Raw genomic sequence first — 25,587 nt, forward strand, 5'->3', positions numbered from 1 at the left:
GGTGACCGCAACGACCACGACTCGCAGGGCCTGTTCCAGCAGCGCCCCTCCAGCGGGTGGGGCACGGTCGAGCAGATCACCGACCCCGAGTACTCGACGACGGCGTTCCTGAAGGGCCTCAAGCAGGTCGACGGGTGGCAGGACATGCCCCTGACCAAGGCCGCCCAGACCGTGCAGGTCTCGGCCTACCCGGACCACTACGCCCAGTGGGAGCAGCAGGCCGCCGACCTCGTCACCGAGCACTGGAACAGCTGACAGCAGTAGCCGAATCGCCGCTGGCCGGCACCCCAAACCGGGGTGCCGGCCAGCGGCGTCTGCGGCGGGCGGACCCCCTCAGTGGGGAGTCGTGGCGTGGACCCGGACGACCACGGCGGTGGCATTGTCGTCGCCGCCGGCCTCCAGGGTGCCGTGGAGCAGGTCCCGCACCGCCTCCTCCGGTCGCGGTGCCGCCAGGAGTTCCCGCATCAGGTGGTAGTCGACCTGGTCGCTGACGCCGTCGGTGCAGAGCAGCCAGACGTCGCCGGGGCGCAGCGACACCGCGAGCAGGTCCGCCTCCGGCCCGTCCGGATGGCCGGCGTAGCGGGTGAGCTGGTATCGGGCGCGATCGGCGGCGGGGGAGCCGACCGGGTACCAGCCGTGCAGTACGCCCAGCCAGGCCGCCGTGTGGTCGACGGTGAGGAGTTCCAGCAGGCCGTCGCGCAGGCGGTAGGCGCGGGAGTCGCCGAGCTGGACGAGCCAGCCCTGCCCGCCGTCGGGCTCCACGAGCAGGGCGGTCAGGGTGCAGCCGGTCAGCTCCGCCAGCTGCGCGCCGGCGGCGCGTACGGCTGACTGGACGTGGGCCACGGCGGCGCGCAACTGGCGCGCGTCGACCGCGGGCCAGGCGGCCCGGACCTGTGCGACGAGGGTGCCCATGGCCGTCGTGCCGGCCCGGCGGCTGCCCTCGCCGGCGCCCATGCCGACGACCACCGCGACGAAGGGCAGAGCGGGGTCGACGTGCAGCACGTCGAAGTTGGCCGGATAGCGGTTGCCGACCACGCTGCCGCCGACGAACTCCAGCGTGATCTCGCCGAGTGGGAGACGGTGCACCTCACCGGGCACGGTGACCTCGGCGCGGCGGCCGGCGGAGGAGGACATCGGCGGATCGTACGGTGGGTTGCCGGCGCAGGTGGTCCGGGTTGCCGCGTTCGCGGTCACTCAGTCGAGACAGAACTCGTTGCCCTCGACGTCCTGCATTACGAGGCACGACTCGTCGTAGCCATCGGCAGTCAGCAGTCGCACGCGCACCGCGCCGAGCGCGACCAGTCGTGCGCATTCGGCCTCGAGCGCGGCCACGCGCTCCTCACCCACGAGCCCGGTGCCGACCCGCACGTCGAGATGCAGCCGGTTCTTGACGACCTTGCCTTCGGGAACGCGCTGGAAGAACAGTCGCGGGCCCACACCCGTGGGATCGACGCATGCGAACGCGGAGCCCTGCCGCTCAGGCGGCAGCGCGCGATCGAAGTCGTCCCAGGTGGCGAACCCCTCCGGTGGCGGCGGTACGACGTATCCCAACGCCCCGCACCAGAAGCGAGCGACGCGCTCAGGCTCCGCGCAGTCGAAGGTGACCTGGACCTGCTTGACCGACGCCATCGGACCACCATAGAGGCAGGGGTCTTCCGTCGTCTCCCCGGTTTCGCTGTGAACCGACGCCTGGCACCCGGTGGCTCGGACGAAGGTGTCAACGTGGGTTGACAGTGCGGCGATGTCAACGTAAGTTGACGACATGAGTCAGGCAACGGAACTCGCGGCGGCAGCCGGCAGCACCGACCCCCGGGTCGGGCTGCGCGCCGTCCGCGCGCTGCGCCGGTTGCTCGAACGGCTCGAGGTGGTCCAGGTGGACAACGCCCGTCGACAGGGCTGGTCCTGGCAGGAGATCGCCGACGAGCTCGAGGTCAGCCGGCAGGCGGTCCACAAGAAGCACGCCGGTCGTCCGGCGGTCGGATCTTCCTGGGAGGCGTGATGTTCGAACGGTTCACCGACCGGGCCCGCACGGTCGTGCGGTACGCCCGGGACGAGGCCCGGACCGAGGGCGAGCGGCCCGTCGGGACCGAGCACCTGCTGCTCGCCCTGCTCTCCGACGGCGACAACCTCGCCGCCCGGGTGCTCGCCGAGGCCGGCCTCCGCGCCGACGACCTGCGGGCCCGCGTCCGCCGGCACACCGTGCGGGGAGCCACCGGCCTCGCCGACGCGGACGCCGCGGCCCTGCACGAGATCGGCATCGACCTGGCCGCCATCGTGGCCCGGATCGAGGAGTCCTTCGGCCCGGACGCGCTGCGCGAGGCCGCGCCGGCGCCGCGCCGCCGCTGGGGTCGCCGGCGGTACGCGGGCGGCCCCTTCTCCCCGCGCGCCAAGAAGGTGCTGGAGTTGGCGCTGCGGGAGGCGTTGCGACTGCGCCACCGCCACATCGGCACGGAGCACATCCTGCTCGGCGTGCTCCGCGAGGGTCATGGGCTGGGCGCCCGGGTGCTCACCGAGGCCGGCGCCGACCTCGACGACCTGCGCCGCCGCGTCGAGACCGCCCTCCGCACCCCCGCCTGACGAAACCCTCACGCCACCCCACTCCATTTCCGGCCCGGCCCACTCCCGGCCCGGTGATCATGAGGTTGGCGGGGACGTCGATCTCAAGGACCGCCGTCGACCTCATGATCGGCGGGGTGGGGGTGGGGTGGGGGACGGTCCGGGGCGGGGGCAAACGTGTTTGCGCTGCGCGTAACATCACCGCACCGCCGGGTCGCTGCCGTGCCGGATCTGCTGCACACTGGCGCCGTGGACCCTCGACAGGACAAGCGACGCGCGGCACCCGACGGCGGTGGCCTGCGCTCCGCCGTGGTGGTCAACCCGGTGAAGGTGGCCGACCTCGACGAACTGCGTCAGACGGTCCACGACGCCCTCGCCGCGGCCGGCTGGCCCGAGCCGCTGTGGTTCGAGACCACGGTCGAGGACCCGGGCCGCGGCCAGACGCAGGAGGCGGTCGAGGCCGGCGTCGACGTCGTCTTCGCCTGCGGCGGCGACGGCACCGTGATGGCCTGCGTCAGCGGCCTGGTCGGCACCGAGGTGGCGCTCGCCGTGCTGCCGCAGGGCACCGGCAACCTGCTCGCGGCCAACCTGGGCCTCTCGGATGACCTGGCCGCCGGGCTGGAGGTCGCCGTCGAGCGTGGCCGCCGGCTGCTCGACGTCGGCGCGGTCGAGGACCACTACTTCACGGTGATGGCCGGCATGGGCTTCGACGCCCAGATGCTCGCCGACACCTCGGAGACCACCAAGAGGCGGATCGGCTGGCCGGCGTACGTCGTGGGGGCCGCCCGGCACCTGCGCGACCGGCCGATGCGGGTCTCCATCCGCATCGACGACCAGCAGCCCATCCGCCGCCGTGCCCGCTCCGTCCTCGTCGCCAACGTCGGCCGCCTCCAAGGCGGGGTGCGGCTGCTCACCGACGCCGAACCGGACGACGGCTACCTCGACGTCGCGGTGCTCACCCCGCGTACGCTGCGGCAATGGCTGGCGCTCGGCTGGGCGGTCGTACGCCGGCAGGACCGCGTCCCCCGGATGGAGGTCTTCAAGGCCAGGCGGGTGGAGATCACCAGCAACCGGGCCCAGCCCCGGGAGCTCGACGGCGATCTCATCGAGCCGGGTCGCACCCTGAAGGCCGAGATCCGGCGGCGGGCGCTGTGGCTCTGCGTGCCGCAGCCGGCGCAGGATCCCGACCTGGCCGAGGACGCGAAGGCGGCGGCCGAGCGTGGTGAGCAGCTGATCGAGGAAGCCCGCCGTGAGTAGCACCCGCATCGTGCCGGAGACCCGGCTGATGTCCGACGAGGAACTCAACGCCGACGACGCCTGGCACACACTGCGCCGGCAGGGCGGCTGGCACCTGCTGCGCGACGCGTTCATCCGGTTCCGCTACGGCGACGGGTTCAGCCACTCGCGCGCCTTCGCGCTGCAACTCTGCCTCGCCGTGGTGCCGTTCCTGATCGCGCTGACCGGCCTGATCAGCGAACTCGGCGTGGAGGAGGGCGGCCGGGTGGTCGCCGACACGGTCCTGGCCCTCACCCCCGGGGCGAGCGAACCGATGGTGGCCGAGCTGCTCGGCGAGGGGGACCGCACCGAACGCGCCGGGGAACTGGCGCTCGGCCTCGGCATGCTCACCGGCCTGGTCGCGCTGACCACCACCATGGCCCAGATCGAGCGCGGCGCCAACCGGATCTACGGCGTGGAGCGGGACCGGCCCGCGCTGTGGAAGTACGTCCGCGCGAGCATCCTCGCCCTCACCGCCGGCGTGCCGGCGCTCACCGGGTTCCTGATCCTCGTCGGCGGCGGCCCGATGGGCGACTCGGTGCAGCGACACTACGCCTGGGGCGAGTTCGCCAACGGCCTCTGGAACGTGGTGCGCTGGCCGCTCAGCCTGGGCCTGACCGTCCTCGCCGTCGCGGTGATCTTCCGGCACGCCCCCCGCCGCAAGCAGCCCGGCCTGTCCTGGCTCTTCTTCGGCGCCGGCATCGCCACCGCGCTGTGGTGGCTGGCCAGCCTGCTGCTCGCCGCGTACGTGCGGTTCAGCGGCGGGTTCGGCCAGACGTACGGGGCGCTGACCGGGATGATGGCGTTGCTGCTCTGGGCCAACCTGACCGGCATGGCGCTCTTCGGCGGACTCTCCTTCGCCGCTCAGTTGGAGGCGCTGCGCATCGGGGCGCGCGAGCCCGCCCAGCCCGACCTCTGGGAGCCCGAGGCCGAGCGCCAGGAGATCCACGACACCGGCGAGATGAGTTCCCTCTAGCTCCGCATCGGACACCCCTCGGTGTACGCGGAGCGCCGATCGGGTAATGCGGCACGCCAGAAGCGAGAGGGAGGCTGCCGTGGGCGCGGTCAAAGAGGCGTTGCGACGACCCTTGGGTCACTTCACCGAGCGTACGCTCGCCGGCCTGGCGATCGTGCTCGGTGCCGGGGTCGGGTTCGGGATTCTCCTCGTCCTGGTCCGGACCCGGTGGTCCCCGCTCTACGACGTCGACCACGGCGTGGCCGCCTGGCTCAACGACCTGGTCGCCCCGCACGGGCCGCTGGTGACCGTGCTCAACGCGCTCACCGACCTCGGCGGGCGAGCCGTCATCATCTGGCTGGTGTCGGTCGCCGTGGTCGGGCTGCTCATCCGCAAGCAGGGCCGGCTCGCGGTGTTCCTCATCGTCACCGGCGTCGGCGCGCTCGTCCTCGACCCGGCGCTCAAGACGCTGGTCGACCGGCTGCGCCCCGAGGTGGACGTGCCCATCGGCACGTACGCCGGGGACAGCTTCCCCAGCGGCCACGCCCTCGGCTCGATGGTCGCGTACGGGGCGCTGCTGCTGGTCTTCCTGCCCGCCATGTCGCGCCGCTGGCGCAAGCCCGCGATCGCCCTGGTCGCCCTCGTCGTCTTCCTCATCGGACTGACCCGGATCGCGCTGGGCGTGCACTTCGTCTCGGACGTGCTGGGGGCCTGGCTGCTCGGCGCCGCCTGGCTCGGCGTCACCGCGTACGCCTTCCGGCTCTGGCGGTTGGAGCGCGGCCGGCCGGTCCCGGCGTTGACCGAGGGGCTGGAGCCGGAGGCCGCGCACGACGTGGCGCCCGCCCCCGACGAGGCGCACCTGCTGCCGCACCCCCGGGCCGCCGTGTTCGAGCTGATCGTCGGCTGGGTGCTGATCCTCGGCGCGCTCTACGGCTTCGGCATGTTCGTCAGCTACCACGCCGGCGGCACCCTCTTCGCCACCCTCGACACGGACGTGCCGAGGTGGTTCGCCGAGCACCGCACCCCCGGCCGGGACGACTTCAGCTACTGGTGGAGCAAGGTCGGCGACACCCACGCCATCCTGCTCATCTCGCTGGTCTTCTGCCCGATCGTGCTGGCTGTCTGGCGGCGTTGGCGGCCGGTGCTCTTCGTGGCACTGACCATGTTCGGCGAGCTGAGCCTCTTCCTCGCCTCCGCCGCCGCGGTCGACCGGCCCCGCCCGCCCGTCGGCAACCTCGACGGGCCGATGCCGACCTCCTCCTTCCCGTCCGGCCACATCGCCGCCACGCTCTGCGTCTGGGTGGCGATCGCGGTGATCGTCTTTCCGCGTACGGACCGGTGGTGGCGGTGGATCTTCGTGGCGCTGGCGGTCGTGATGCCGGCCGGCGTGGCCATCAGCCGGATGTACCGGGGGATGCACCACCCCACCGACTTCATGGGCGCGATCATCCTCACCACCGCATGGATCGGGCTGCTCTACTGGGTGCTTCGCCCCAACGAGGACGTCTACGAGGGCAACCGGCCGAGCATCGAGTCCGAGGACGTGCACACCCTCGACGACGAGCTGGCCAAGGCCGGTCGGGCGGACTGACGCGCCGATGCTGCGGGCGATGACCTGGAACGTCCGGACCGGCGGACGGGATTCCGGCGGCACCGGCCGCCGGGACCTGCTGGTCCGGGTCGTCGCCGACCAGCGGCCGGACGTGCTGGCGTTGCAGGAGCTGCGGGGCTTCGACGAGCGGCCGGCCGCTGGGCCTGCCCCGGCCGGTGGCCTCCGCGCAGCTGCGGGCGGCGTGCTCGCCGACTTCGCGGGCCGGGTGGGGATGCGACCCCACCTGGCCCGTTCCTGCTTCGGCCAGCCGGTGGCGGTGCTGCTGCGCCCGCCGCTGCGCGCCCTCGCCGCGATCCGGGTACGCCGGCCGTTCCACCACGCCGCGCAGCGGGTCACCGTGGCGACCACCGCCGGCCCGCTGACGGTGCTGAGCGTCCACCTCGACCCGTACTCGGGGCTGCGGCGGCGCGTCGAGGCGGGCTGGGCCGCCGCCGCGCTGCGCCGCGCACCGGGGGAGCTGGGGCTGCTGGCGGGGGACCTGAACACCCTCGACCCGGTCGCCGACCACACCGACCGCATCGCCCGGCTCCCGGCCGCGTACCGCCGCCGTCACCTGCGCCGGGACGGGCGGACGGTGGAGACCCGGGCGGTGGCCCGGCTGCTCGCCGCCGGCCTGGTCGATCTGTACGCGACGGCGGGGGCGCCGGACGGCGGGCTGACCGCGCCCACCCGGCACGGCGGCGGGGCGGAGTTCTCCGGGATGCGGCTGGACTACCTGCTCGGCACGGCGGCGCTCGCCGGCCGGGTGCGCGACTGCCGGGTGCTGCGGGGCGGCGAGACCGAGTACGCCTCCGACCACTATCCGGTCGTGGCGGACCTGGACCTCGACCCCGCCTGACCGGGCGCCCTGTTCAACCTGGCCGGGCGGCCCCGGTCCTTCCCGGAGGGCCGGGAGGGCGGCGCGTTGCCGGTGCTGACTACCGTGAGCCGGTGATCGACTCGCCGAGCGCGGACCCGGGGAACGCCGGGTCTCCACCCACCCCGCTGCTGGTCGCCGTCGTTCGGGGAATCGCGCTGGTCGTGGTGGTGCCCGTCCGGCTGGCCTGGGAGGCGGTCGCCGCCGTCGGCCGGTGGCTGCACCGCTGGCTGCTCGCGCCGCTCGGCCGGTTCCTGGACCGCTGGCTGCTGCGCCCGCTCGGCTGGCTGCTGCGGATCCTGGTGTGGGTGCCGCTGAGCTGGCTCGGCCGCGGCCTGGCCTGGCTGCTGCGCTGGCTCGGCCTTGGGTTGTCCTGGCTGCTGCGCACGCTGGTCTGGGTGCCGTTGGTCTGGCTCGCCCGGGGCGTGGCCTGGCTGGCCCGGACGGTGGTGTGGACGCCGCTGGCCTGGCTGGCGTACCACCTGATCCGGGTGCCGCTGCGCTGGCTGGCCCGGCTCCTCACGCCGCTCGGACGCCTGCTGGCGGCGGGGCTCGCGGCGGTCGGCCGGTGGCTGGCGGCGGGGCTCGTGGCGGTCGGTCGGTGGCTGGCGGCGGTGGGGCGGGTGCTGCTCGGCGCGCTCGGCTGGGCGTGGTGGGCCGCCGGCCGGCTGCTCTGGTGGTGCTACGCGCTCACGCTGCGGCCGTTCGTGCTCGGGGCGCGCTGGCTGTGGCGGCACGCCGTCCGCCCGGTGGGTCGGGCGATGGCCGCCGCGTGGCGGGCGACCGTGTCGCCGGCCGTCCGCTGGGTGCGCCGCGCCGTGGTGGACCCGGTCCGCCAGGCGTCCCGTGAGGCGCTGACCGCCCTCGGCCTGCGCGGCTGACCCGCGGACGCCGCGACGACGGCGGAGGCACCCGACGAGCGGTGCCCGAGCGAGCGCTGCCCCGACGAGCGCTGCCCGAGCGAGATCTTGGCAAGAAACGGCCCCTCCAGGGGCACTCCCGTACCAAGATCTCGAAGCCATCGCCATCGCCATCGCCCGAGCCCCAGCCCGAGCCCCAGCACGAGCAGGGTTACAGGAGCAGGTTGAGCAGGACGGTCAGGACGACCGAGGCGACGATCGAGAAGAGGATCATCAGCAGGCAGCCCAGGCCGCCGCCGGCCGGACGGATCTCCGTGTTGCCGATACGCATGTCGTCACCTGTTCGTGAGTGAGGGGGACAGCAGGGCGCGGACCGCCTCGGCGACCTGCGCCGGTGCGGTGGTCACGACGTTGTGCGCGGCGCCCGGCACGGTGACCGTACGGGCGTGCGGCACCAGCCGACCCACCTGCGCGCGCCAGGGCGGCGGCACGATCGGGTCCCGGGAGCCGGCCACGACCAGGGTGGGCGCGGCGATGCGGACCAGGTCAGCCTCGATGCCGTTGCGCACCGAGTGCGACAGCGTCGCGTGGACCCGCCAGGGGCGGGCGTCGAGGACGTCCCGGAGCAGGATCGGCGCCTGCAACGGCGCCTCCCGCAGGGTGTCCACCAGCCAGCGCCCGAACTGTCCCCGCCGGGACCGGGCGGCAGGGTCGCTGGTCGGGCCGGCGAGCACCACCGCCGCGACCGCGTCGGGGTGCCGGGCGGCGAGCGCCGCGACGACCTCCGCGCCGAACGAGTGCCCGAGCAGGCAGACGGGCGGCATCCGGTACGCGGCCAGCCAGGCGGCCAGGTGCGCGGCGTGCCGGGGCACGTCGTACGCGCGGGCGGGGCGCTCGGTCAGCCCGAAGCCGGGCAGGTCGGGCGCGTACACCGGGTGGGTGCCGGCCAGCGCGAGGGCGAGCGGGGTCAGGTAGCGGTGGGACACTGCCAGCCCGTGCACCAGCACGACCGGGGTGGCGGCGGTGCCGGGGTCGCCGGCGCGGCGGGTGTGCGTACGGATGCCGTCGACCAGCCGCCACTCGCTGGTCAGCCCGGCGGCCGGCTTCGGGGCGGCCAGCGCGAGGCGCAGCTCCGCCGGACCGAAGCGGCCCGGCGGGGTCACCCGGGGACGCCGCACGGGTGCCGCCCTCACAGCTCGCGCAGCCTCGGCAGGAGCTGCTCCTGCGCCCAGTCCAGGAACATCGGCTGTGTCCCGCCGCCCACCTGCACGATCGCCACATGGGTGAAGCCGGCGTCGACGAACTTGCGGAACGCCTCGACGTGCCGGTCCACGTCGGGCCCGCAGGAGATCCCCTCGGCCACGTCCTCCTCGCGGACGAACTGGGTGGCAGCGGCGAACGACTCCGGCCCGGGCAGGTCGGCGTTGACCTTCCAGCCCATCCCGAACCAGCGGAACTGGTCGTGCACGATCTTGCGGCACTCCGCCTCGTCCGGCCCGTAGCAGATGGCCACCTGCCCGTAGCGGGGCTGCCCGGCGCCGCCGGCCTCGTCGTACATCTCGATGATGTGCGGGTCCGGCTCGGTCGCGACGAGGCCGTTGCCGTACTCGGCGGCGAGGGTGACCGACTGGCGGCCGGAGGCGGCGACGGCCATCGGCACCGGGCGGGCCGGCCGGTCCCACACGTAGGCGTCGGGCACGTCGTAGTGGTTGCCCGAGAAGGTCAGGGTCTCCCCGTTGAGCAGGGGCCGGATGATCTGGAGGGCCTCCTCGAACATCTCGTGCCGCTGCTGCACGTGCGGCCAGCCGCCGACCACGTGCTCGTTGAGGTTCTCGCCCGCGCCCAGGCCGAGGGTGAACCGGCCGTCCGAGAGGACCCCGACCGTGCTGGCCTTCTGCGCCACGACCGCCGGGTGGTAGCGGCGGATCGGGCAGGTGACGAAGGACATCAGCTCCGCCCGGCTGGTGGCGTGCGCGACCGCGCCGAGCACGGACCAGGCGTACGGGGAGTGGCCCTGGGAGTCCAGCCAGGGGTAGTAGTGGTCGGAGATGACGAGCTGGTCGAAGCCGGCCGCCTCCGCCCGCACCGCGCAGTCGACCAGTTGCTTGGGACCGGCCTGCTCGCACATCAGGGTGTAGCCGACGTTGACCATGGGTGTCTCCCTCCGACCCGGGCGGATCCTCCCCGGATACCCCTGCCAGGTCGGGTCAACCCTCGCGTCCGGTGCCGGCGGTCCGCTGCTTAACCGGTTCATTGCGTGACCGGCCCGACCGGCCTACGCTGATCCCTGCGCCGCCGGGAGCCGGGCGGCGGCTGTCGGGCTGCAGCCGCCATCCCCTGTGACGTCCCACCCCCACCTGGGCAGCGGGGGTCCTCCCTTTTGAGGAAGGCCATGAAGAAGAGACTCTCCGCCGCCGGTGCGGCACTGCTCGCGTTGCTGGTCGCCGTGTTGGCGTTCGGTCAGCCCGCGCGGGCCGCGACCGGCTTCTCCGTCGCCGACGGCAAGCTCTACGACGCCAACGGCAGCGAGTTCGTCATGCGTGGCGTGAACCACGCGCACACCTGGTACCAGCAGCAGACCAGCTCCTTCGCCAACATCAAGGCGCTCGGGGCGAACACCGTGCGGGTGGTGCTGGCCAGCGGCCAGCGGTGGGCGAAGAACGACACCGCCGACGTCGCCAACGTCATCTCGCTGTGTAAGGCCAACCGGCTGATCTGTGTGCTGGAGGTGCACGACACCACCGGCTACGGCGAGCAGAGCGGGGCGGCCACCCTGGACCAGGCGGTCGACTACTGGCTCAGCGTCTCCAGCGCCCTCGCCGGCCAGGAGAAGTACGTCATCGTCAACATCGGCAACGAGCCGTACGGCAACCAGGGCTACGGCACCTGGGCGACCGACACCGCCAACGCCATCAAGCGGCTGCGTACGGGCGGCCTGACGCACACCATCATGGTCGACGCCCCGAACTGGGGTCAGGACTGGTCGTTCACCATGCGCGACAACGCCGCGTCGGTGTTCGCCGCCGACCCGCAGAAGAACACGGTCTTCTCCATCCACATGTACGGCGTCTTCGACACCGCCGCCGAGATCAGCGACTACCTCGGCCGGTTCCGCGCTGCGAAGCTGCCGATCGTGATCGGCGAGTTCGGCTTCGACCACTCCGACGGCAACCCCGACGAGGACACCATCCTCTCCTACAGCCAGGCCAACGGGATCGGTTACCTGGGCTGGTCGTGGAGCGGCAACGGCGGTGGCGTCGAGTACCTCGACATGGTCACCAACTTCAACCCCGCCGCGCTGAGCACCTGGGGCCAGCGCATCTTCAACGGGGCGAACGGGATCAAGGCCACCGCGAAGGAGGCGACGGTCTTCGGCGGCACCCCGCCCCCGACCACCCCGCCGCCGACGACGCCTCCGCCCACCACCCCGCCGCCCACCACGCCCCCGCCCACGACCCCGCCGCCGAGCACCCCGCCGCCGGGCGGCTGCACGGCGACGTACGCGGTGACCAACCAGTGGCAGGGTGGCTTCCAGGGCGAGGTGAAGGTGACCGCCGGCTCGTCGGCGATCACCGGCTGGACGACGAAGTGGACGTTCGCCAACGGCCAGACCGTCAGCCAGTCCTGGAACGCCGCCCTGAGCAGCAGCGGGTCGGCCGTCACGGCCCGCAACGTCGACTACAACGGCCGGCTGGGCGCCAGCGCCAGCACCAGCTTCGGCTTCATCGCCAGCTGGAACGGCACCAACGCCACGCCCGCGGTGACCTGCACGGCGAGCTGACAACTCACGCCCCACCGGTGGCCGGGCCCGCACGGGCCCGGCCACCCCCGTGTCACCCGTCGAAACGTCGCAACTCCGCCGCGCCCGCGCCCTCGCCCCGATCAATGGGCAGGGCAAGGGCTGGGCGGGGTGGGAGGCGCGGCGGGGTATGCCCACGGGGCGCTGTCGAGCTGCCCCGTCCGTGGGACCGCCAGCCGCCACGGGCCCGGAACTCGCTGCCCCATCTGTGCGGGCAGCTCGACAGCGTCCGCGCGAGCATGCCCACGTCGCGTCGGGGCCCGTCAGGCCCCGGTCGGTCACGTCGCGTCGGGGCCCGTCAGGCCCCGGTCGGCCCGGAGGCCAACCGGGCGGCGCGCATCATCAGGTACCGCTGCTCGGGCAGGCTCGTGCTCAGGGCGGCGGCGGCCCGGTAGTCGGCCACCGCCCGCTCCCGGTCGCCGGCCATCTCGTGCAGGTGTGCCCGGGCGGCGGGCAGCCGGTGGTGCCCACCGAGCCGGGGGTCGGCGTCCAGCGCGTCCAGCGCCGCCAGGCCGGCGGCCGGACCGTGCACCATGGCGGTCGCCACGGCCCGGTTGAGGGAGACGACGGGACTGCCGGAGGCGCGTTCCAGCACCTCGTACAGGGCGAGGATCTGCGGCCAGTCGGTCTCGGCGGTGCCGGGTGCCTCGTCGTGCAGCGCGGCGATGGCCGCCTGGAGCTGGTACGGCCCGACCGGCCCGCGGGGCAGCGCCCAGGTGACCAGGGCCACCCCCTCGTCGATGGCCGCGGCGTCCCACCGGCTGCGGTCCTGGTCGGCCAGGGAGATCAGCTCACCCGAGGGGCCGGTGCGCGCGGCGGCGCGGGCGTCGGTGAGCAGCATCAACGCGAGCAGCCCGGCGACCTCGGTGTCGTCGGGCAGGAGCGCGCGCAGGGCCCGGGTCAGCCGGATCGCCTCCTCCGACAGGTCCACCCGGCGCAGGTCGTCGCCCACGCTGGCGGTGTGTCCCTCGGTGAAGACCAGGTAGAGCACGTGCCGCACGGCGGCCAGCCGGGCCTCCCGGTCGGCGGGCTCCGGCATCCGGAACGGGACACCCGAGGCGCGGATGCGCTGCTTGGCGCGGCTGATCCGCTGGGCCATGGTGGCCTCGGGCACGAGGAAGGCGCGGCCGATCTCGGCCGTGGTCAGGCCGCCGACGGCGCGCAGGGTCAGCGCGATCGCCGACGCCGGCGTGAGCGTCGGGTGGCAGCAGAGGAAGAGCAGCGTCAGGGTGTCGTCCCGGTCGGCGGTCAGCTCCTCGTCCGGCGGCGGCGCGGCGCGCCGGTCGTCGGGCTCGCGGCGGGCGACGAGGTCCTCACGCCGCCGCCGGGCCGTCTCGCCGCGGACCAGTTCGATCATTCGCCGGTACGCGACCTGGATCAGCCAGCCGCGCGGGTTGCCGGGCGTCCCCTCGACCGGCCACTGGGTGGCCGCCGCCAGCAGCGCCTCCTGCACGGCGTCCTCGGCGGTGGCGAAGTCGCCGAAGCGGCGGGTGAGCACGCCGAGGACCTGCGGCGCCAGCTCGCGCAGCAGGTCCTCGACGGGCGGGTCGGCGGGGGCCAGTCGTCACATCTCCTGCGGCGGCGCCGACATCACGGGGCGCACCTCGATCGGCATGTTCAGCGGCCGACCGCCGGGACCGGGTGCGGTGGAGATGTGCGCGGCGAGCGCGACGGCCCGCTCGGGGCTGTCGCAGTCGACGATCCAGAAGCCGGCGAGGAACTCCTTGGTCTCGGCGAACGGCCCCTCGGTGACCACGGGGGTTCCCCCGGCGCCCGCCTGGACGATCTTCGCCTGGGCCGGCGCGGCGAGCCCCTCGCCGCCGACGAGTTCACCGTCGGCGATCAGCTTCCCGTTGACCTCGCCCATGAACGCCACGTGCGCCCGGATCTCCTCGGGCGTCCACGTCTCGATCGGGGGGAAGTCCGTGCCGGCGGCGCTGAACTGCATGAGCAACATGTACTTCACGTCTGGCTCCTCACGACTGCGCACCATCATCGGTGCTCTCACCCGTCGGTAGAAGCCGGCACCCCGGTTCTCGACACCCCCGCCGGAAATTCCCCGGGAAATCTGCCCGCCCCTCAGGCGACGGCGGTGACCTCCAGCAGCACGGTCTGCTCGGGATGCAGCGCGGGCAGCTGGAGCCCGACGGTCGCCAGCACCGCGCCGCCGAGGGTCACGCCGCCGTCGGCGAGCCAACCCGGGGCGGCCCGCTGGAGCGTCGCGGGCTCCGGCACGCCCGCGACGGGCCGCACCGTGTACCGGCGGCGGGGGTCGAGGCCGGGGAGCCGGACCGGCCCGGGCGCCTGGGTCACCGAGGTGGCCAGCTGGGCCACGGCGTACACCGCGTGGGAACCGTCGTGGGCGATGACGCCGTGCGCCCAGACGGCCGGGTCGGGATGGTCGACCCGGACCACCCGGCCGGCGTGCAGCAGCGGGCGGAGCCGCTTGTGCAGCGCGACCCAGGCGGCCAGCTCGTCGCGCTGTGCCGCGTCGATCGCGCCGATGTCCCACTCGATGCCGTGGTGGCCGAAGAGCGCGGTCGCCGCCCGGAAACCCAGGTCGTGCACGCGGTGGGTGGTGTGCGAGCGCTCCGGCCCGATGTGGCTGCCGACCAGCTCGGGCGGGAGCAGCAGCCCCGTCCAGCGCTGGATGGCCAGCCGCTCCAGGGCGTCGTTGCAGTCGCTGGCCCACACCCGGTCGGTGCGCCGCAGGATCTCCAGGTCCACCCGGGCGCCGCCGGACGCGCAGCTCTCGATCTCCACGCCCGGGTGGCGGCGGCGCAGCTCGTCGAGGAGCCGGTATACCGCCAGCGTCTGCCCGTGCACGCCGGGGCGGCCCTGGTGCCCCGCCTCGGTCAGGTCCCGGTTGTGGTCCCACTTGAGGTAGTCGATGCCGGGGTGCGCGGCGAGCAGCGCGTCCAGCCGCTCCAGCAGGTACGCGTAGGCCGGCGGCTGGGCCAGGTCCAGCACCTGCTGGTGGCGCCAGGCGGGCGGCAGCCGGCCCGGTGCCGACAGCACCCACTCCGGGTGGGCCCGGAACACCTCGGAGTCGGGGTTGACCATCTCCGGTTCCACCCAGAGCCCGAACTGCATCCCGTGCCCGCGTACGTGGTCGACGAGCGGGTGCAGGCCGTCCGGCCAGACGGTGTCGTCGACGTACCAGTCGCCGAGGCCGGCGCGGTCGTGGCGGCGCCCCCGGAACCAGCCGTCGTCGAGCACGAAGCGTTCCACCCCGACCTCGGCCGCCTGGTCGGCCAGCGTACGGAGCCGGTCCAGGTCGTGGTCGAAGTAGACGGCCTCCCAGACGTTGAGGGTGACCGGACGGGGCGTGGCCGGGTGCTGCGGGCGGGCGCGCAGGTGGGTGTGCAGGGCGTCGCTGAGCCCGTCCAGCCCGGCGGCGGAGAAGACCGCGTACAGCAGCGGGGTGGCGTACTCCTCGCCGGCATCGAGCACCACCTCGCCGGGGGCGAGCAGCTCGCCGCCGCCGAGGGTGGACTCGCCCGTCGGCCGCCGCTCGGCGACGGTCACGTGGTCGCCGCTCCACGCGGTGTGCACCGCCCACACCTCGCCGTGGCCGAAGCCGAACCCGGCCGTGCCGGCGACCAGCAGCAGGGTGGCGTCGTGCCCGGTGCGGCCGTGCCGGCCCTCGCGTACCCAGGCGCCCATCGGCCACGGGTGCCGCTGCGGGGACCGCTCCCGGCACCACCGGCCGGTCAGGTCGAGCAGTTCGGTGGCGACCGCCGGCACCGGCAGGACCGGCGTCAGCTCCCGCAGCTCGTACGCCGTGTCGCCGTCGTTGCGCAGCCGGTGCCGCAGCAGCACCAGGCCGGTCGGGTCGAGCGCGATCTCGACGGTCAGCGACAGCCCGGCACCGCCGTCGGCCGCCCGGACGGTGACCCGGGCGGAGCCGGTGCCGTCGTCGGCGACGTCGAGGCCGCTCAGCCGGAAGGCGGTGGACCAGTCCCGGCGCTCGCGGTGCCCGGCGAGCGCCGGCCGGCCGCCCCAGCCGGCGGACGCCTCGGGCAGCAGGGACAGCACCGTCGGCGCGTCGAAGCTGCTGTGTACGACCGGCGCGACGGTGGCGTCGACCAGGGCGGGCAGGTCGTCGGGTCCGACGGGGCCGAGGTCGGCGCCCCAGTGCGCGACCCGGGGCAGCCCCGGGCCGCGCGCGTCGAGCACCAGGCTGGTCCGGGCGCGGCGCAGGTGGACGATGGTCATCCCTTTGACGCCCCCAGGGTCAGGCCCCGGACGAAGTGCCTCTGCAACAGGAAGAAGATCACCAGGGTCGGGATCGCGACCAGCACAGAGCCGGCCGAGACCAGGTTGTTGTCGGTGAAGAACTCACCGCGCAGGTTGTTGAGCGAACTGGTCACCGGGAACTTGTCCCCCGTGCGCATGAGCACGGTGGCCCAGAAGAACTCGTTGTAGATCCAGGTCACCTCCAGGGTGGCCAGCGCGGCCAGGGCCGGCCGGCACAGCGGCATGGTCACCTGCCAGTACTGCCGCCAGACGCTCGCCCCGTCGACCATCGCCGCCTCGTAGAGGTCGCGCGGCAGCGCCTTCATGTAGTTGCTGAGCACGAAGACGCAGAAGCCGCACTGGAAGGCGACGTTGACCAGGATGAGCCCCCAGTAGCTGTCGTAGAGCAGCTCGGAGTCGCTCATGAACGCCGGCAGCGGCACCTGCGTGAAGAGTCGGAACAGCGGGATGAGCAGGGCCTGCTGGGGCAGCAGGTTCGCCGCGGTGAACAGGCCGAGCAGGACGATGTTGGTCTTCCAGCTGAACCGGGCGATGACGAACGCCACGCACGAGGCGAGGAAGAGGGTCAGCAGCACCGCCGGCACGGTGATGTAGACGGAGTTGAGGAGGTGCTTGCCGAACTCGGCGGTCCGCCAGGCGGTGACGTAGTTGTCGAGGGTCCACCCGCCGAGCGAGACGTAGCCGTTGGTGGCCGTGTACTCGTAGGAGCGCAGCGAGGTCAGCACGGCCCAGAGGATCGGGAAGAGCCAACCGATCGCCACCGCCGCGAGGAACACGTGCAGCACCACCCGGGCCGGGCGCGGCGGCGGGCGGCGTTCGGTCGCGGGAGCGGTCCGGTCCTCCCGGGACACGGTCGCGGTGCTCATCGGCGTCCCTCCCGCAGCACGGTCGCCAGGTAGACGGTGATGAAGACCAGCGAGACGACAAGCATGATGGTGGCCAGCGCCGAGCCGAAGCCGATGCGGCTCGCCTCGCCGACCACGTTCTGGGTGACCAGCGCGGAGATCAGTTCGAGGCCGTTGCGGCCCTTGTTGATGACCCAGACCAGGTCGAACGCGCGCAGCGACTCGATCACCGTCACCACCAGCACGATGATGTTGATGGGCCGCAGGACCGGGAAAATCACCTTGAGGAACGTCCGGCCCTCCGACGCGCCGTCCACGGCGGCGGCCTCCCGCAGCGACGGGTCGACGCCCTTCAGCCCGGCCAGGTAGAGCAGCATGATGTAGCCGACGTGCCGCCAGCCGGCCGCCACCAGCACGGCCCAGATGTTGACGTCCGGGTCGCCGTACCAGTCGACGTCGGTGCCGAGGACGGCGTTGACCAGGCCCTGGTCGCGGGAGTAGAGCAGCTGCCAGACGAAGCCGATCAGCGCCAGGGAGAGCACCACCGGCAGGTATAGCGCGGTCTGGTAGAAGCGGGTGCCGCGCAGCTCCTTGTCGAGCAGGACGGCCAGGAACATGCCGAACGGGGTGGCCACCACGAACAGCGCCGCCAGCCAGAGCAGGTTGTTCTGCACGGCCGGCACGAACGGCGGGTAGTTCTGGACCACGTCGGCGTAGTTGCGGCCGCCGACCCACTCGATCTCGGAGACCGGGCCGATGCCGTCCCAGTCGGTGCCGGAGAGCAGCACGGTGGCGCCCGCCGGCAGCCAGACCAGGCCGACGACGAGCAGCAGCGGTACGGCCACCATGAGCGCGACGACCACGCGGTCGGTGCGGGACAGCACCCGTACGCGCCGGCGGCGACCACCCGTGGAGGTGGTCGCGGCCGGCGGCGGCGCGGCGCGATCCGCTTGGATCAGGGGCTGGTCGGACACGGTGCCCTCACCCTCTCGCCGTCAGTCGGTGAAGATCGACTTCTTCTGGTTCTCGATGCTCGACGTCAGCCCGTCGATGTCCTTCGGGTCCTTGATGAACTGCTGGAGCGCCGGGATGATCACCGTGGAGGCGAAGTCCGGGCGGGTGTCGCGGTCCAGGAACTGGGCGATCTCGGTGGCCGAGCCGACCAGCTCGGCGGCTTTCCTCTGCAGGGCGCTGTAGCCGCTGGTGTCGGCCTCGCTGTTGGCGACCAGCGTGCTCGGGTCGTTCTTGACGGTGATGTCCGCGGCCGCCTTCGAACCGACGTACTCCAGCAGCTTCCTGGCGTTGGCTTCCTGCTTCGGCTTGCGGGCCATCATGTAGCCGTCGATGGGCGCGTCCAGGGCCTTGGCGCCGATCGCCGGGTCGATCTCGGGGAAGGTGAAGAAGTCGAGGTCGGCCAGGTCGGCGCCGTCGAACTGCTGGCCGACGAAGAGGCCGAGCAGGTACATGCCGCTCTTTTTCTGCTGCAACGACTGGGCGGCCTCCTGCCAGGTCCGGCCGAGGCTGTCGGGCTGGTGCAGGGGCAGCAGGCCGCGCCAGGTGTCGAAGACCTTCTTCACCTTGTCGGAGGTCCAGGACTCCTTGCCGGCCATCAGGTCGATGTGGAACTGGTAGCCGTTGATCCGCAGGTTGAGGATGTCGAATGTGCCCATCGCCGGCCAGCCGTCCTTGTCGGCGAAGGCGATCGGGGTGAGCCCGTCCTTCTTCATCTCCCCGGCGAGCGCGGTCAGGTCGTCGAGGGTCTTCGGCACCTGGTAGCCGTTCTGCTGCCAGACGGACTTGCGGTAGAAGACGGCCCACGGGTAGTACGACGACGGCACGAAGTACTGCTTGCCGTCGTCGCCGGTCGACGCCTTACGGAACGCGTCGGACATCCCGGAAAGCCTGCCCCAGACGTCGCTGAGGTCGCCGGCGAGGCCCCGGGCGGCGAAGAAGCGCATCCGGTAGCCGGCGAACCACATGAACACGTCGTCCGGCTTGCCCTGGAGATAGTTGTTGATGTTCTCCTGGAACGTGTTGTGGTCGACCGTGTTGACGGCGACCTCGATGCCGGACGAGGTCCGGAAGCCGTCCATGACCTTCGCGGTGACCTCCTTGGGCTTCGGGTCGGACTGGTTGGAGCCCAGCGACACCGTCTTGGCGTCGGAGCCGCCGGAGTCGGAACCGCAGCCGGCGAGCAGGCCCGTACCGAGCAGCGCGGTGGTGCCGGCCGCGCCGGCGAGCAGCGAACGACGGTTGAGGCCGGCCACTGAGGGGGGTACGAGCCGGGCGAGGTACTCGGCTCGGGTGCGGGGACGGGACATGGTGCCTCCTGCGGATGAAGAGGTGCCCGAGGGTCGTCGGTGGAGGTGCCCCGGCAACCGTGAACACACACCCGGATCCATCGCGAATCCACATTGGCGAACACGAATTGCCAGTGGCGCCTCAAGCTACCCGTCCTCCGGACGGTGTCAAGGGGACGGCAATCTCCCGACAACCCGGTCGCGATAAGGCCGTTGATAGGTAAACGTTGTAAAGATGATCGATGTTAGAACGTGTTGACTTGGCCGCCTCTGCCGGGCACGCTCTGCATCCATGCGGCGATGGCAGGGTGACGACATCTGGTTCGGTGCCGACTACAACCCCGAGCAGTGGCCCGAGTCCACCTGGGCCGAGGACGTCGCGCTGATGCGCCGGGCCGGGGTCAACCTGGTGTCGGTGGGGATCTTCTCCTGGGCGCTGCTGGAGCCCGCCCCCGGCGCGTACGAGTTCGGCTGGCTGGACCGGGCGATCGACGTGCTGCACGGCGGCGGGATCTCGGTCGACCTGGCCACCGCCACCGCCAGCCCGCCCCCGTGGCTGGCCCACCGGCACCCGGAGACGCTGCCCCGGCGCGCCGACGGCGCGATCCTCTGGCCGGGCGGCCGGCAGGCGTACTGCCCCAGCTCGCCGGTGTTCCGCGAGCGGTCGCTGGCCCTGGTCGAGGCCCTCGCCACCCGCTACGCCGACCACCCCGCCGTGGTCATGTGGCACGTCTCCAACGAACTGGGCTGCCACAACGTGCACTGCTACTGCGACGTCAGCGCCGAGGCGTTCCGCCGCTGGCTGCGCGAGCGCTATGGCGACCTGGACGGGCTCAACCACGCCTGGGGCACCGCCTTCTGGAGCCAGCGCTACGGCGACTGGGCCGAGATCAACCCGCCGCGCACGGCGCCTACCTTCGCCAATCCCACCCAGCAACTGGACTTCCTGCGCTTCTCCTCCGACGAGCAGCGCGCCCAACTGCGCGCCGAGCGCGAGGTGCTCACGCGCCTGGTCCGCCAGCCGGTCACCACGAACTTCATGATCGGCACCGGCATCAAGTATCTCGACTACCACTCCTGGGCGTCCGACGTGGACGTCGTCGCCAACGACCACTACCTCACGGCCGCCGACCCGCGCGCCCACGTCGGGCTCGCCCTCGCGGCAGACCACACCCGGGGCGTCGCCGGCGGCGACCCGTGGCTACTGATGGAGCACTCCACCAGCGCCGTCAACTGGCAGCCGCGCAACGTCGCCAAGGCACCCGGCCAGTTGCGCCGCAACAGCCTGGCCCACGTGGCGCGCGGCGCGGACGGGGTGCTCTTCTTCCAGTGGCGGGCCTCCCGCGCCGGGGCGGAGAAGTTCCACTCCGCGCTGCTGCCGCACGCCGGCCCGGAGACCAAGGTGTTCCGCGAGGTGTGCCGGCTCGGCGCGGACCTGCGGGCCCTCGCCGAGGTGCGCGGCAGCCGGGTCGACGCCGAGGTGGCGATCCTGTTCGACTACGAGGCGTGGTGGGGCGCCGAACTCGACTCGCACCCCACCGTCGACGTCACGTACGCCGACCGCCTCGGCGCGCTGCACGACGCGCTGTGGCGGGCCGGGATCACCGCCGACGTCGTGCACCCGGCCACCGACCTGTCCCGCTACCGGCTGGTGCTGGCGCCCACCCTCTACCTGGTGCGCGACGCGCACGCCGCGGCGCTGCGCGCGTACGTCGAGGCCGGCGGGACCGCCCTGGTCACGTACTTCAGCGGCATCGTCGACGAGCACGACCACATCCGCCTCGGCGGCTACCCGGGGGCGTTCCGCGAACTGCTGGGCGTCCGCGTCGAGGAGTTCTTCCCGCTGCGGGCGGGGGAGCGGGTGACCCTGGACGACGGCTCGGCCGCCGACGTGTGGACGGAGTGGCTGCATCCCGAGGGCGCGCAGGTGCTCGCCACGTACGCCGACGGGCCCCTGCCGGGCGTGCCGGCGCTGACCCGGCACCCGGTCGGTGCGGGCGCGGCCTGGTACGTCGGCACCCGGCTGGACGCGGCGGCGACGGACCGGCTGGTGGCCCGTCTGGTGGCCGAGTCGGGGGTACGCCCGGCGGCGCGGGTGCCCGCCGAGGTGGAGGTGGTCCGGCGCCGCGCCGGCGACCGCACCTGGCTCTTCGTCATCAACCACACCGACGCCGACGCCCGGCTCGACGCCACCGGCGTGGAACTGCTGACCGGCGCGACCTGCGCCGGTGACCTGGTCGTGCCGGCCGGCGAGGTGGCCGTCATCCGCGAGGCGCCGGCCGCCGCCGCGACCCGCACGTCCGCCGACCCGGCCCGCACGTCCGCCGACCCGGCCCGCACATCCGCTGACCCGGCCCGCACGTCCGGCGGTGCGGCGGCCCGCTCGTCGGCGGCGTGACGGTGCGAAGGAGGTCCTCCGGATGCTGGCCCCACAGCGACAGGCCGCGATCCTCGAGATGATCCGGCAGCGCGGCGGCGTGCGGGTCAGCCAGTTGGTGAGCCGGTTCGGCGTCTCGGACATGACGATCCGGCGCGACCTGGAGGTGCTGGCCGAGCGGGGGCTGGTCGACAAGGTCCACGGCGGCGCGACCCTGGTCGGACCCGGACCCGGCGACGAGCCCGGCTTCGCCGCGAAGTCGCTGCGGCAGCGGGCCGAGAAGCGGGCCATCGCCGAACGGGCCGCCGCTCTGGTCGAGCCCGGCATGGCCGTCGCGCTCTCCGCCGGCACCACGACCGCCGCGCTGGCCACCCTGCTGGCCGACGTACGCGGCCTGACCGTGGTGACCAACTCCATCCCCGTCTCCGAGGCCCTGCACCAGCACCCGGGCGCCGACCAGACGGTCGTGCTGACCGGCGGGATCCGTACCCCGTCGGACGCCCTGACCGGGCCGGTGGCCGAGGCGGCGATCAGTGCGCTCAACGTCGACGTGCTCTTCCTCGGCGTACACGGGATGAGCCCGCGCACCGGATTCACCACGCCGAACCTGCTGGAGGCGGGCACCGACCGGTGCCTGGTCGGCGCGGCCCGGCGCCTGGTGGTGCTGGCCGACCACACCAAGTGGGAGACGATCGGAATGGCCACCATCGCCCCGCTCTCCGAGGCCGACGTGCTCGTCACCGACGCCGGGCTGCCCGAGGAGGCGCGCGACCAGCTCGCCGGCCAGGTGGGCGAGCTGATCGTCGTCGGAATCGACTGACCGGCCCGAGCGCGTGGGTCACGGCACGGCCTTGCGGTTCGCGCGCGCGATGCCGCGCCGGACGAGACCGCGCACACCCGGGAGGGTCATCGCCCGGATGGTCACGTCGCCCATCCACACGTGGAACCGGCTCGGCGGCGCGTACTGGAGCATTCCGCGCCGGGCGAGCGCCTGCCGTTTCGTGGCTTCCGGGCGCAGTCGCGCCTCCCACTCCGTCAGTGCCGCCGGCACGTCGTCGTGCCGTTGCAGGGCGGCGCCGAGCTGGTCCGCGCCGGCGAGCGCGAGGGTCGCCCCGTGTCCGGCGAAGAGCGTGACGCACCAGGCCGCGTCTCCGAGCAGCACGATCCGGCCGGTGCTCCAGCGTGGCATCACCACCTGGCTGATCGCGTCGAAGTAGGCGCCGGCCGGGTCCTTCCCGAGGTGGCGGATCGCGTCGGGGACGCCCCCGCCGAGATCCCCGAACGCCGCGTCGAGCGCCTCCACCGCTCCGCGCCGCAGGTCGGCGGCCGGGTCCGCGCTGCGGTACGTGAAGAACGCCGACGACCGCCGGGGGCCCAGGTTGACGATCGCCGCCGTGCGTCCCGGGCCGATGAACGTGGTGGCTGAGGAGTCCGGCACGCCCGCCACCGGGTGGGCCAGGGGAAAGGCGCCCACGACGTACGGCAGATCGACCTGGAAGCCGGAGCCGAACGCGGCCGTCCGCGTGGCGGAGTGCACCCCGTCGGCGCCGACGAGCAGGTCGGCGTGTTCGGTGGTGCCGTCGCTCAGCACCACCCGTACCCGCTCGGTGTCCTGCTCCAGGGACGTGACGGTGGTGCCGAAGCGGATGTCGGCGCGGTCGCGCACCGCCTCGTACAGCGTCGACTCCAGGTCGCCGCGGAACACCGACACGGCCCGGTCGCCGAGGGTGGCCTCGGCGAGGCTGGACGGCACCGTGAACTTGGGCCGCCCGTCGGCGCGGACGAGCACGGTGGTGAACAGCCCCAGGTCGTACGCGGACAGCGCGGTGAGCAGGCCGAGGCGCTCGGCGGCGTCGTAGCCCGGGCCGATCAGGTTGACCATGTAGCCGCTGCTGCGTCGGGCGGGAGCGCGTTCCACCACGACCGTGCGCCACCCGTCCCGTCCGAGTCGCAGCGCGGCGGCCAGCCCGGCTATGCCCGCTCCCACGATCACCGCACGTTTCATACAGCACTCCCGAGTCAGAATGAGCGTTTGCTCAAACTAGTATGAGCGACTGTTCATACCGGGCGCAACGAGGGGCGGCGTCACCGCCTAGACTCGGGGGCATGCCGCGCGGAGTAGCCATCCCGGAGATTCGGCAACAGCTCTTCGCCGCCGTCGAGCGGCTGATCGTGCGGGACGGACCGAGCCGGCTCACCGGCAGGGCCGTGACGCGCGAGGCCGGCGTCGCCACCGGGCTGCTCTACGCGCACTTCGCGAACTTCGACGACTTCCTGGTCGGGTACTGGATCGACCGGTCCTTCGTGGTCTCCGGCGAGGTGGCCGGCCTCCCGGAGCGGGCCGGGTCCGGCACGGTCGCCGGCAACCTCCACCAGGCCATCCTGGCCACGCCGATGGAGACGCTGCTGGCACTGGCCCGGCTGATGGCCTTCCGGCCCGACCTGGTGACACAGGTCGAGACGGTGTTGGGCGGTGGGACCGCCGGCCTGGAGGTGGTCGAGCGTGCCGTCGCCGGCTACCTGGCCGCCGAGCGGCAACTGGGACGGGTGGCCGTCGGCGCCGACGTGGCGGCGCTGGCCCTGGCGGTGGTCGGCGTGCTGCACCACGTCGCCCTCACGGGCGGCACCGATCCGGCGGCCCCGCTTCGGATCCAGCGGGCAGTGGCCGCACTCACCGGAGACCTTCCCGCCGTCGCCGCCCCGAAGGCGTGATCCGCACCCTGACCGTCCCGCTCCTGCGACGCCCGCGTCGTCCCACGCCGGGCGGCGGCCGGGCTCTCACAGGCACTTCACAGCGCCTCGGCGTAGTGTCCCGACCAGTCAGCGACCGGCTCCAAGGTGGAGTGCGGTGTCTTTGCACGGGAGTTCCGATGGTCTTCAAGAAGATGTTGAGCGCGTTCGGAGTGGGCGGGCCGAGCGTCGACACCGTCCTGACCAACCCGAACACCCGCCCCGGCCTGACCCTCGAAGGCCAGGTCAACCTGCAGGGCGGGGACGCCCCGGCCAACGTCGAGCAGGTCGTCGTCAGCCTGGTCACCCGGGTCGAGATCGAGGGCGGTGACACCGAGTACGCCGGCGTGATGGAGTTCCACCGGCTGCCGGTCAGTGGCGCGTTCCAGCTCGCCCCGAAGCAGCAGCTCTCCCTGCCGTTCCAGCTCCCGGTCCCGTGGGAGACGCCGATCACCGACGTCTACGGCCAGCGGCTGCGCGGCATGACGATGGGGCTGCGCACCGAGCTGGCCATCGCCCGGGCGGTCGACAAGGGCGACCTGGACCAGGTCAACGTGCACCCGCTGCCGGTGCACGAGCGGATCCTGGAGGCGTTCCAGCGGCTCGGCTTCCGGTTCAAGCACGCCGACCTGGAACGCGGCCACATTCGTGGCACGCAGCAGACGCTGCCGTTCTACCAGGAGATCGAGTTCTTCGCCTCGCCCCAGTACGCGAGCACCATCAACGAGGTCGAGCTGACCTTCGTCACCAGCCCGCACGGCGTCGAGGTCATCCTGGAGTGCGACAAGCGCGGCGGGTTCCTGACCCCCGGGCACGACGCCTTCGGCCACTACCGGCTCTCGCACGCCGACGCCGACACGACGGACTGGGTCCAGGTCGTCGACGGCTGGCTGCGGGAGACCACGTCCCGCTACGGCAGCCTGCGCGGCGCCCACGGCTTCGGCGGCCACGGCCACGGCCACGGGCACGGCCGCGGCGTCGGCATGGGCGGCGTCGTCGCCGGTGCCGCGGTGGGAGCCGTCGGGGGCATGATCGTCGGCGACATGATCGGCGACGCCTTCGAGGGCGACGGCGAGGACTTCGGCGGCTTCGAGGAGTAGGACCACACACGACGGTGGCCCCCGGGACCGTAGTCCCGGGGGCCACCGTTGCCGTGGTGCCT

Annotated in this window: 23 protein-coding genes and 1 pseudogene; 13 read left to right on the top strand and 11 right to left on the bottom strand. The window is 73.0% G+C overall.

Annotated features, from left to right (window positions below; translation table 11 throughout):
* Positions 1-255: pseudogene (locus tag EV374_RS27135) on the top strand (hypothetical protein); the annotation flags it as partial.
* Positions 256-333: 78 nt separating this feature from the next.
* On the opposite strand, the gene EV374_RS27140 reads toward EV374_RS27135, so the two are convergent.
* A complete protein-coding gene (locus EV374_RS27140) occupies positions 334-1,134 on the bottom strand; it encodes a PP2C family protein-serine/threonine phosphatase (protein WP_132240001.1) in 801 nt (266 codons plus the stop codon).
* A 60-nt stretch (positions 1,135-1,194) separates the two neighbouring features.
* The gene (locus tag EV374_RS27145) at positions 1,195-1,629 is read right to left on the bottom strand and encodes a VOC family protein (protein WP_132240002.1); all 435 of its coding nucleotides are present in this window, start codon (positions 1,627-1,629) and stop codon (positions 1,195-1,197) included.
* Between the two features lie 133 nt (positions 1,630-1,762).
* Between EV374_RS27145 and EV374_RS27150 the strand changes: the two genes are divergently transcribed.
* The 7 genes from EV374_RS27150 (at position 1,763) to EV374_RS27180 (ending at position 8,135) form a co-directional block, all read left to right on the top strand.
* A complete protein-coding gene (locus EV374_RS27150) occupies positions 1,763-1,999 on the top strand; it encodes an HTH domain-containing protein (RefSeq protein WP_089001290.1) in 237 nt (78 codons plus the stop codon).
* On the top strand, positions 1,999-2,577 hold the full coding sequence (locus EV374_RS27155) for a Clp protease N-terminal domain-containing protein (protein WP_132240003.1): 579 nt from the start codon (positions 1,999-2,001) through the stop codon (positions 2,575-2,577). Before EV374_RS27150 ends, EV374_RS27155 begins: the two co-directional genes overlap by 1 nt.
* A 228-nt stretch (positions 2,578-2,805) precedes the next feature.
* Complete coding sequence (locus EV374_RS27160; RefSeq protein WP_132240004.1) at positions 2,806-3,813, top strand: diacylglycerol kinase family protein; 1,008 nt, start codon at positions 2,806-2,808, stop codon at positions 3,811-3,813.
* On the top strand, positions 3,806-4,807 hold the full coding sequence (locus tag EV374_RS27165; RefSeq protein ID WP_132240005.1) for a YihY/virulence factor BrkB family protein: 1,002 nt from the start codon (positions 3,806-3,808) through the stop codon (positions 4,805-4,807). Before EV374_RS27160 ends, EV374_RS27165 begins: the two co-directional genes overlap by 8 nt.
* A 79-nt stretch (positions 4,808-4,886) precedes the next feature.
* On the top strand, positions 4,887-6,377 hold the full coding sequence (locus EV374_RS27170) for a phosphatase PAP2 family protein (RefSeq protein ID WP_132240006.1): 1,491 nt from the start codon (positions 4,887-4,889) through the stop codon (positions 6,375-6,377).
* A gap of 7 nt (positions 6,378-6,384) precedes the next feature.
* A complete protein-coding gene (locus tag EV374_RS27175) occupies positions 6,385-7,236 on the top strand; it encodes an endonuclease/exonuclease/phosphatase family protein (protein ID WP_132240007.1) in 852 nt (283 codons plus the stop codon).
* 92 nt (positions 7,237-7,328) lie between these two features.
* A complete protein-coding gene (locus EV374_RS27180; RefSeq protein ID WP_132240008.1) occupies positions 7,329-8,135 on the top strand; it encodes a hypothetical protein in 807 nt (268 codons plus the stop codon).
* Between the two features lie 314 nt (positions 8,136-8,449).
* Here the strand turns inward: EV374_RS27180 and EV374_RS27185 are convergent, their stop codons facing one another.
* Positions 8,450-9,292, bottom strand: coding sequence for an alpha/beta fold hydrolase (locus EV374_RS27185; protein WP_132240009.1), 843 nt, complete (start codon positions 9,290-9,292; stop codon positions 8,450-8,452).
* 11 nt (positions 9,293-9,303) lie between these two features.
* On the bottom strand, positions 9,304-10,266 hold the full coding sequence (locus EV374_RS27190) for a TIGR03557 family F420-dependent LLM class oxidoreductase (RefSeq protein ID WP_132240010.1): 963 nt from the start codon (positions 10,264-10,266) through the stop codon (positions 9,304-9,306).
* A gap of 240 nt (positions 10,267-10,506) precedes the next feature.
* Here EV374_RS27190 and EV374_RS27195 point away from each other — a divergent pair, with 240 nt between their 5' ends.
* Positions 10,507-11,895 (top strand): cellulase family glycosylhydrolase, encoded by a 1,389-nt coding sequence (locus EV374_RS27195; protein WP_132240011.1) that lies wholly within the window; start codon positions 10,507-10,509, stop codon positions 11,893-11,895.
* Positions 11,896-12,211: 316 nt separating this feature from the next.
* On the opposite strand, the gene EV374_RS27200 is transcribed toward EV374_RS27195, so the two are convergent.
* The 6 genes from EV374_RS27200 to EV374_RS27225 all read right to left on the bottom strand — a co-directional run bounded on the left by EV374_RS27200 (position 12,212) and on the right by EV374_RS27225 (position 19,339).
* Complete coding sequence (locus EV374_RS27200; protein ID WP_132240012.1) at positions 12,212-13,474, bottom strand: sigma-70 family RNA polymerase sigma factor; 1,263 nt, start codon at positions 13,472-13,474, stop codon at positions 12,212-12,214.
* Between the two features lie 3 nt (positions 13,475-13,477).
* Positions 13,478-13,870, bottom strand: a complete 393-nt coding sequence (locus EV374_RS27205) for a YciI family protein (protein ID WP_357577582.1) — start codon at positions 13,868-13,870, stop codon at positions 13,478-13,480.
* 122 nt (positions 13,871-13,992) lie between these two features.
* Positions 13,993-16,131 carry an alpha-galactosidase gene (locus tag EV374_RS27210; RefSeq protein WP_132240014.1) on the bottom strand — a complete coding sequence of 713 codons (2,139 nt, stop codon included), beginning with the start codon at positions 16,129-16,131 and terminating at the stop codon, positions 13,993-13,995.
* Positions 16,128-17,039, bottom strand: a complete 912-nt coding sequence (locus EV374_RS27215; RefSeq protein WP_132240015.1) for a carbohydrate ABC transporter permease — start codon at positions 17,037-17,039, stop codon at positions 16,128-16,130. Before EV374_RS27215 ends, EV374_RS27210 begins: the two co-directional genes overlap by 4 nt.
* Positions 17,036-17,992 carry a carbohydrate ABC transporter permease gene (locus tag EV374_RS27220; RefSeq protein WP_132240016.1) on the bottom strand — a complete coding sequence of 319 codons (957 nt, stop codon included), beginning with the start codon at positions 17,990-17,992 and terminating at the stop codon, positions 17,036-17,038. Before EV374_RS27220 ends, EV374_RS27215 begins: the two co-directional genes overlap by 4 nt.
* A 21-nt stretch (positions 17,993-18,013) precedes the next feature.
* On the bottom strand, positions 18,014-19,339 hold the full coding sequence (locus EV374_RS27225) for an ABC transporter substrate-binding protein (RefSeq protein WP_132240017.1): 1,326 nt from the start codon (positions 19,337-19,339) through the stop codon (positions 18,014-18,016).
* A 271-nt stretch (positions 19,340-19,610) separates the two neighbouring features.
* On the opposite strand from EV374_RS27225, the gene EV374_RS27230 reads away from it, so the two are divergent.
* Together EV374_RS27230 and EV374_RS27235 are read left to right on the top strand one after the other, a co-directional pair.
* Complete coding sequence (locus EV374_RS27230; protein ID WP_132240018.1) at positions 19,611-21,716, top strand: beta-galactosidase; 2,106 nt, start codon at positions 19,611-19,613, stop codon at positions 21,714-21,716.
* A 22-nt stretch (positions 21,717-21,738) separates the two neighbouring features.
* Entirely contained in the window at positions 21,739-22,515 is a 777-nt protein-coding gene (locus tag EV374_RS27235) for a DeoR/GlpR family DNA-binding transcription regulator (RefSeq protein WP_132240019.1), read from the top strand.
* An 18-nt stretch (positions 22,516-22,533) separates the two neighbouring features.
* On the opposite strand, the gene EV374_RS27240 is transcribed toward EV374_RS27235, so the two are convergent.
* Entirely contained in the window at positions 22,534-23,700 is a 1,167-nt protein-coding gene (locus tag EV374_RS27240; RefSeq protein ID WP_132240020.1) for an FAD-dependent oxidoreductase, read from the bottom strand.
* Between the two features lie 101 nt (positions 23,701-23,801).
* Between EV374_RS27240 and EV374_RS27245 the strand changes: the two genes are divergently transcribed.
* Complete coding sequence (locus EV374_RS27245; protein WP_132240021.1) at positions 23,802-24,407, top strand: TetR family transcriptional regulator; 606 nt, start codon at positions 23,802-23,804, stop codon at positions 24,405-24,407.
* A 158-nt stretch (positions 24,408-24,565) separates the two neighbouring features.
* Positions 24,566-25,525, top strand: coding sequence for a sporulation protein (locus EV374_RS27250; RefSeq protein ID WP_132240022.1), 960 nt, complete (start codon positions 24,566-24,568; stop codon positions 25,523-25,525).
* The last annotated feature ends 62 nt before the right edge of the window (positions 25,526-25,587 follow it).

This window comes from Micromonospora sp. CNZ303 (assembly GCF_004345505.1).

Coding starts and splice junctions, on each gene's coding strand:
- EV374_RS27140 (WP_132240001.1), bottom strand. CDS start 1,134: ATGTCCTCCTCCGCCGGCCGCCGCGCCGAGGTCACCGTGCCCGGTGAG.
- EV374_RS27145 (WP_132240002.1), bottom strand. CDS start 1,629: ATGGCGTCGGTCAAGCAGGTCCAGGTCACCTTCGACTGCGCGGAGCCT.
- EV374_RS27150 (WP_089001290.1), top strand. CDS start 1,763: ATGAGTCAGGCAACGGAACTCGCGGCGGCAGCCGGCAGCACCGACCCC.
- EV374_RS27155 (WP_132240003.1), top strand. CDS start 1,999: ATGTTCGAACGGTTCACCGACCGGGCCCGCACGGTCGTGCGGTACGCC.
- EV374_RS27175 (WP_132240007.1), top strand. CDS start 6,385: ATGCTGCGGGCGATGACCTGGAACGTCCGGACCGGCGGACGGGATTCC.
- EV374_RS27190 (WP_132240010.1), bottom strand. CDS start 10,266: ATGGTCAACGTCGGCTACACCCTGATGTGCGAGCAGGCCGGTCCCAAG.
- EV374_RS27195 (WP_132240011.1), top strand. CDS start 10,507: ATGAAGAAGAGACTCTCCGCCGCCGGTGCGGCACTGCTCGCGTTGCTG.
- EV374_RS27205 (WP_357577582.1), bottom strand. CDS start 13,870: ATGTTGCTCATGCAGTTCAGCGCCGCCGGCACGGACTTCCCCCCGATC.
- EV374_RS27210 (WP_132240014.1), bottom strand. CDS start 16,131: ATGACCATCGTCCACCTGCGCCGCGCCCGGACCAGCCTGGTGCTCGAC.
- EV374_RS27215 (WP_132240015.1), bottom strand. CDS start 17,039: ATGAGCACCGCGACCGTGTCCCGGGAGGACCGGACCGCTCCCGCGACC.
- EV374_RS27225 (WP_132240017.1), bottom strand. CDS start 19,339: ATGTCCCGTCCCCGCACCCGAGCCGAGTACCTCGCCCGGCTCGTACCC.
- EV374_RS27230 (WP_132240018.1), top strand. CDS start 19,611: ATGCGGCGATGGCAGGGTGACGACATCTGGTTCGGTGCCGACTACAAC.
- EV374_RS27235 (WP_132240019.1), top strand. CDS start 21,739: ATGCTGGCCCCACAGCGACAGGCCGCGATCCTCGAGATGATCCGGCAG.
- EV374_RS27240 (WP_132240020.1), bottom strand. CDS start 23,700: ATGAAACGTGCGGTGATCGTGGGAGCGGGCATAGCCGGGCTGGCCGCC.
- EV374_RS27245 (WP_132240021.1), top strand. CDS start 23,802: ATGCCGCGCGGAGTAGCCATCCCGGAGATTCGGCAACAGCTCTTCGCC.
- EV374_RS27250 (WP_132240022.1), top strand. CDS start 24,566: ATGGTCTTCAAGAAGATGTTGAGCGCGTTCGGAGTGGGCGGGCCGAGC.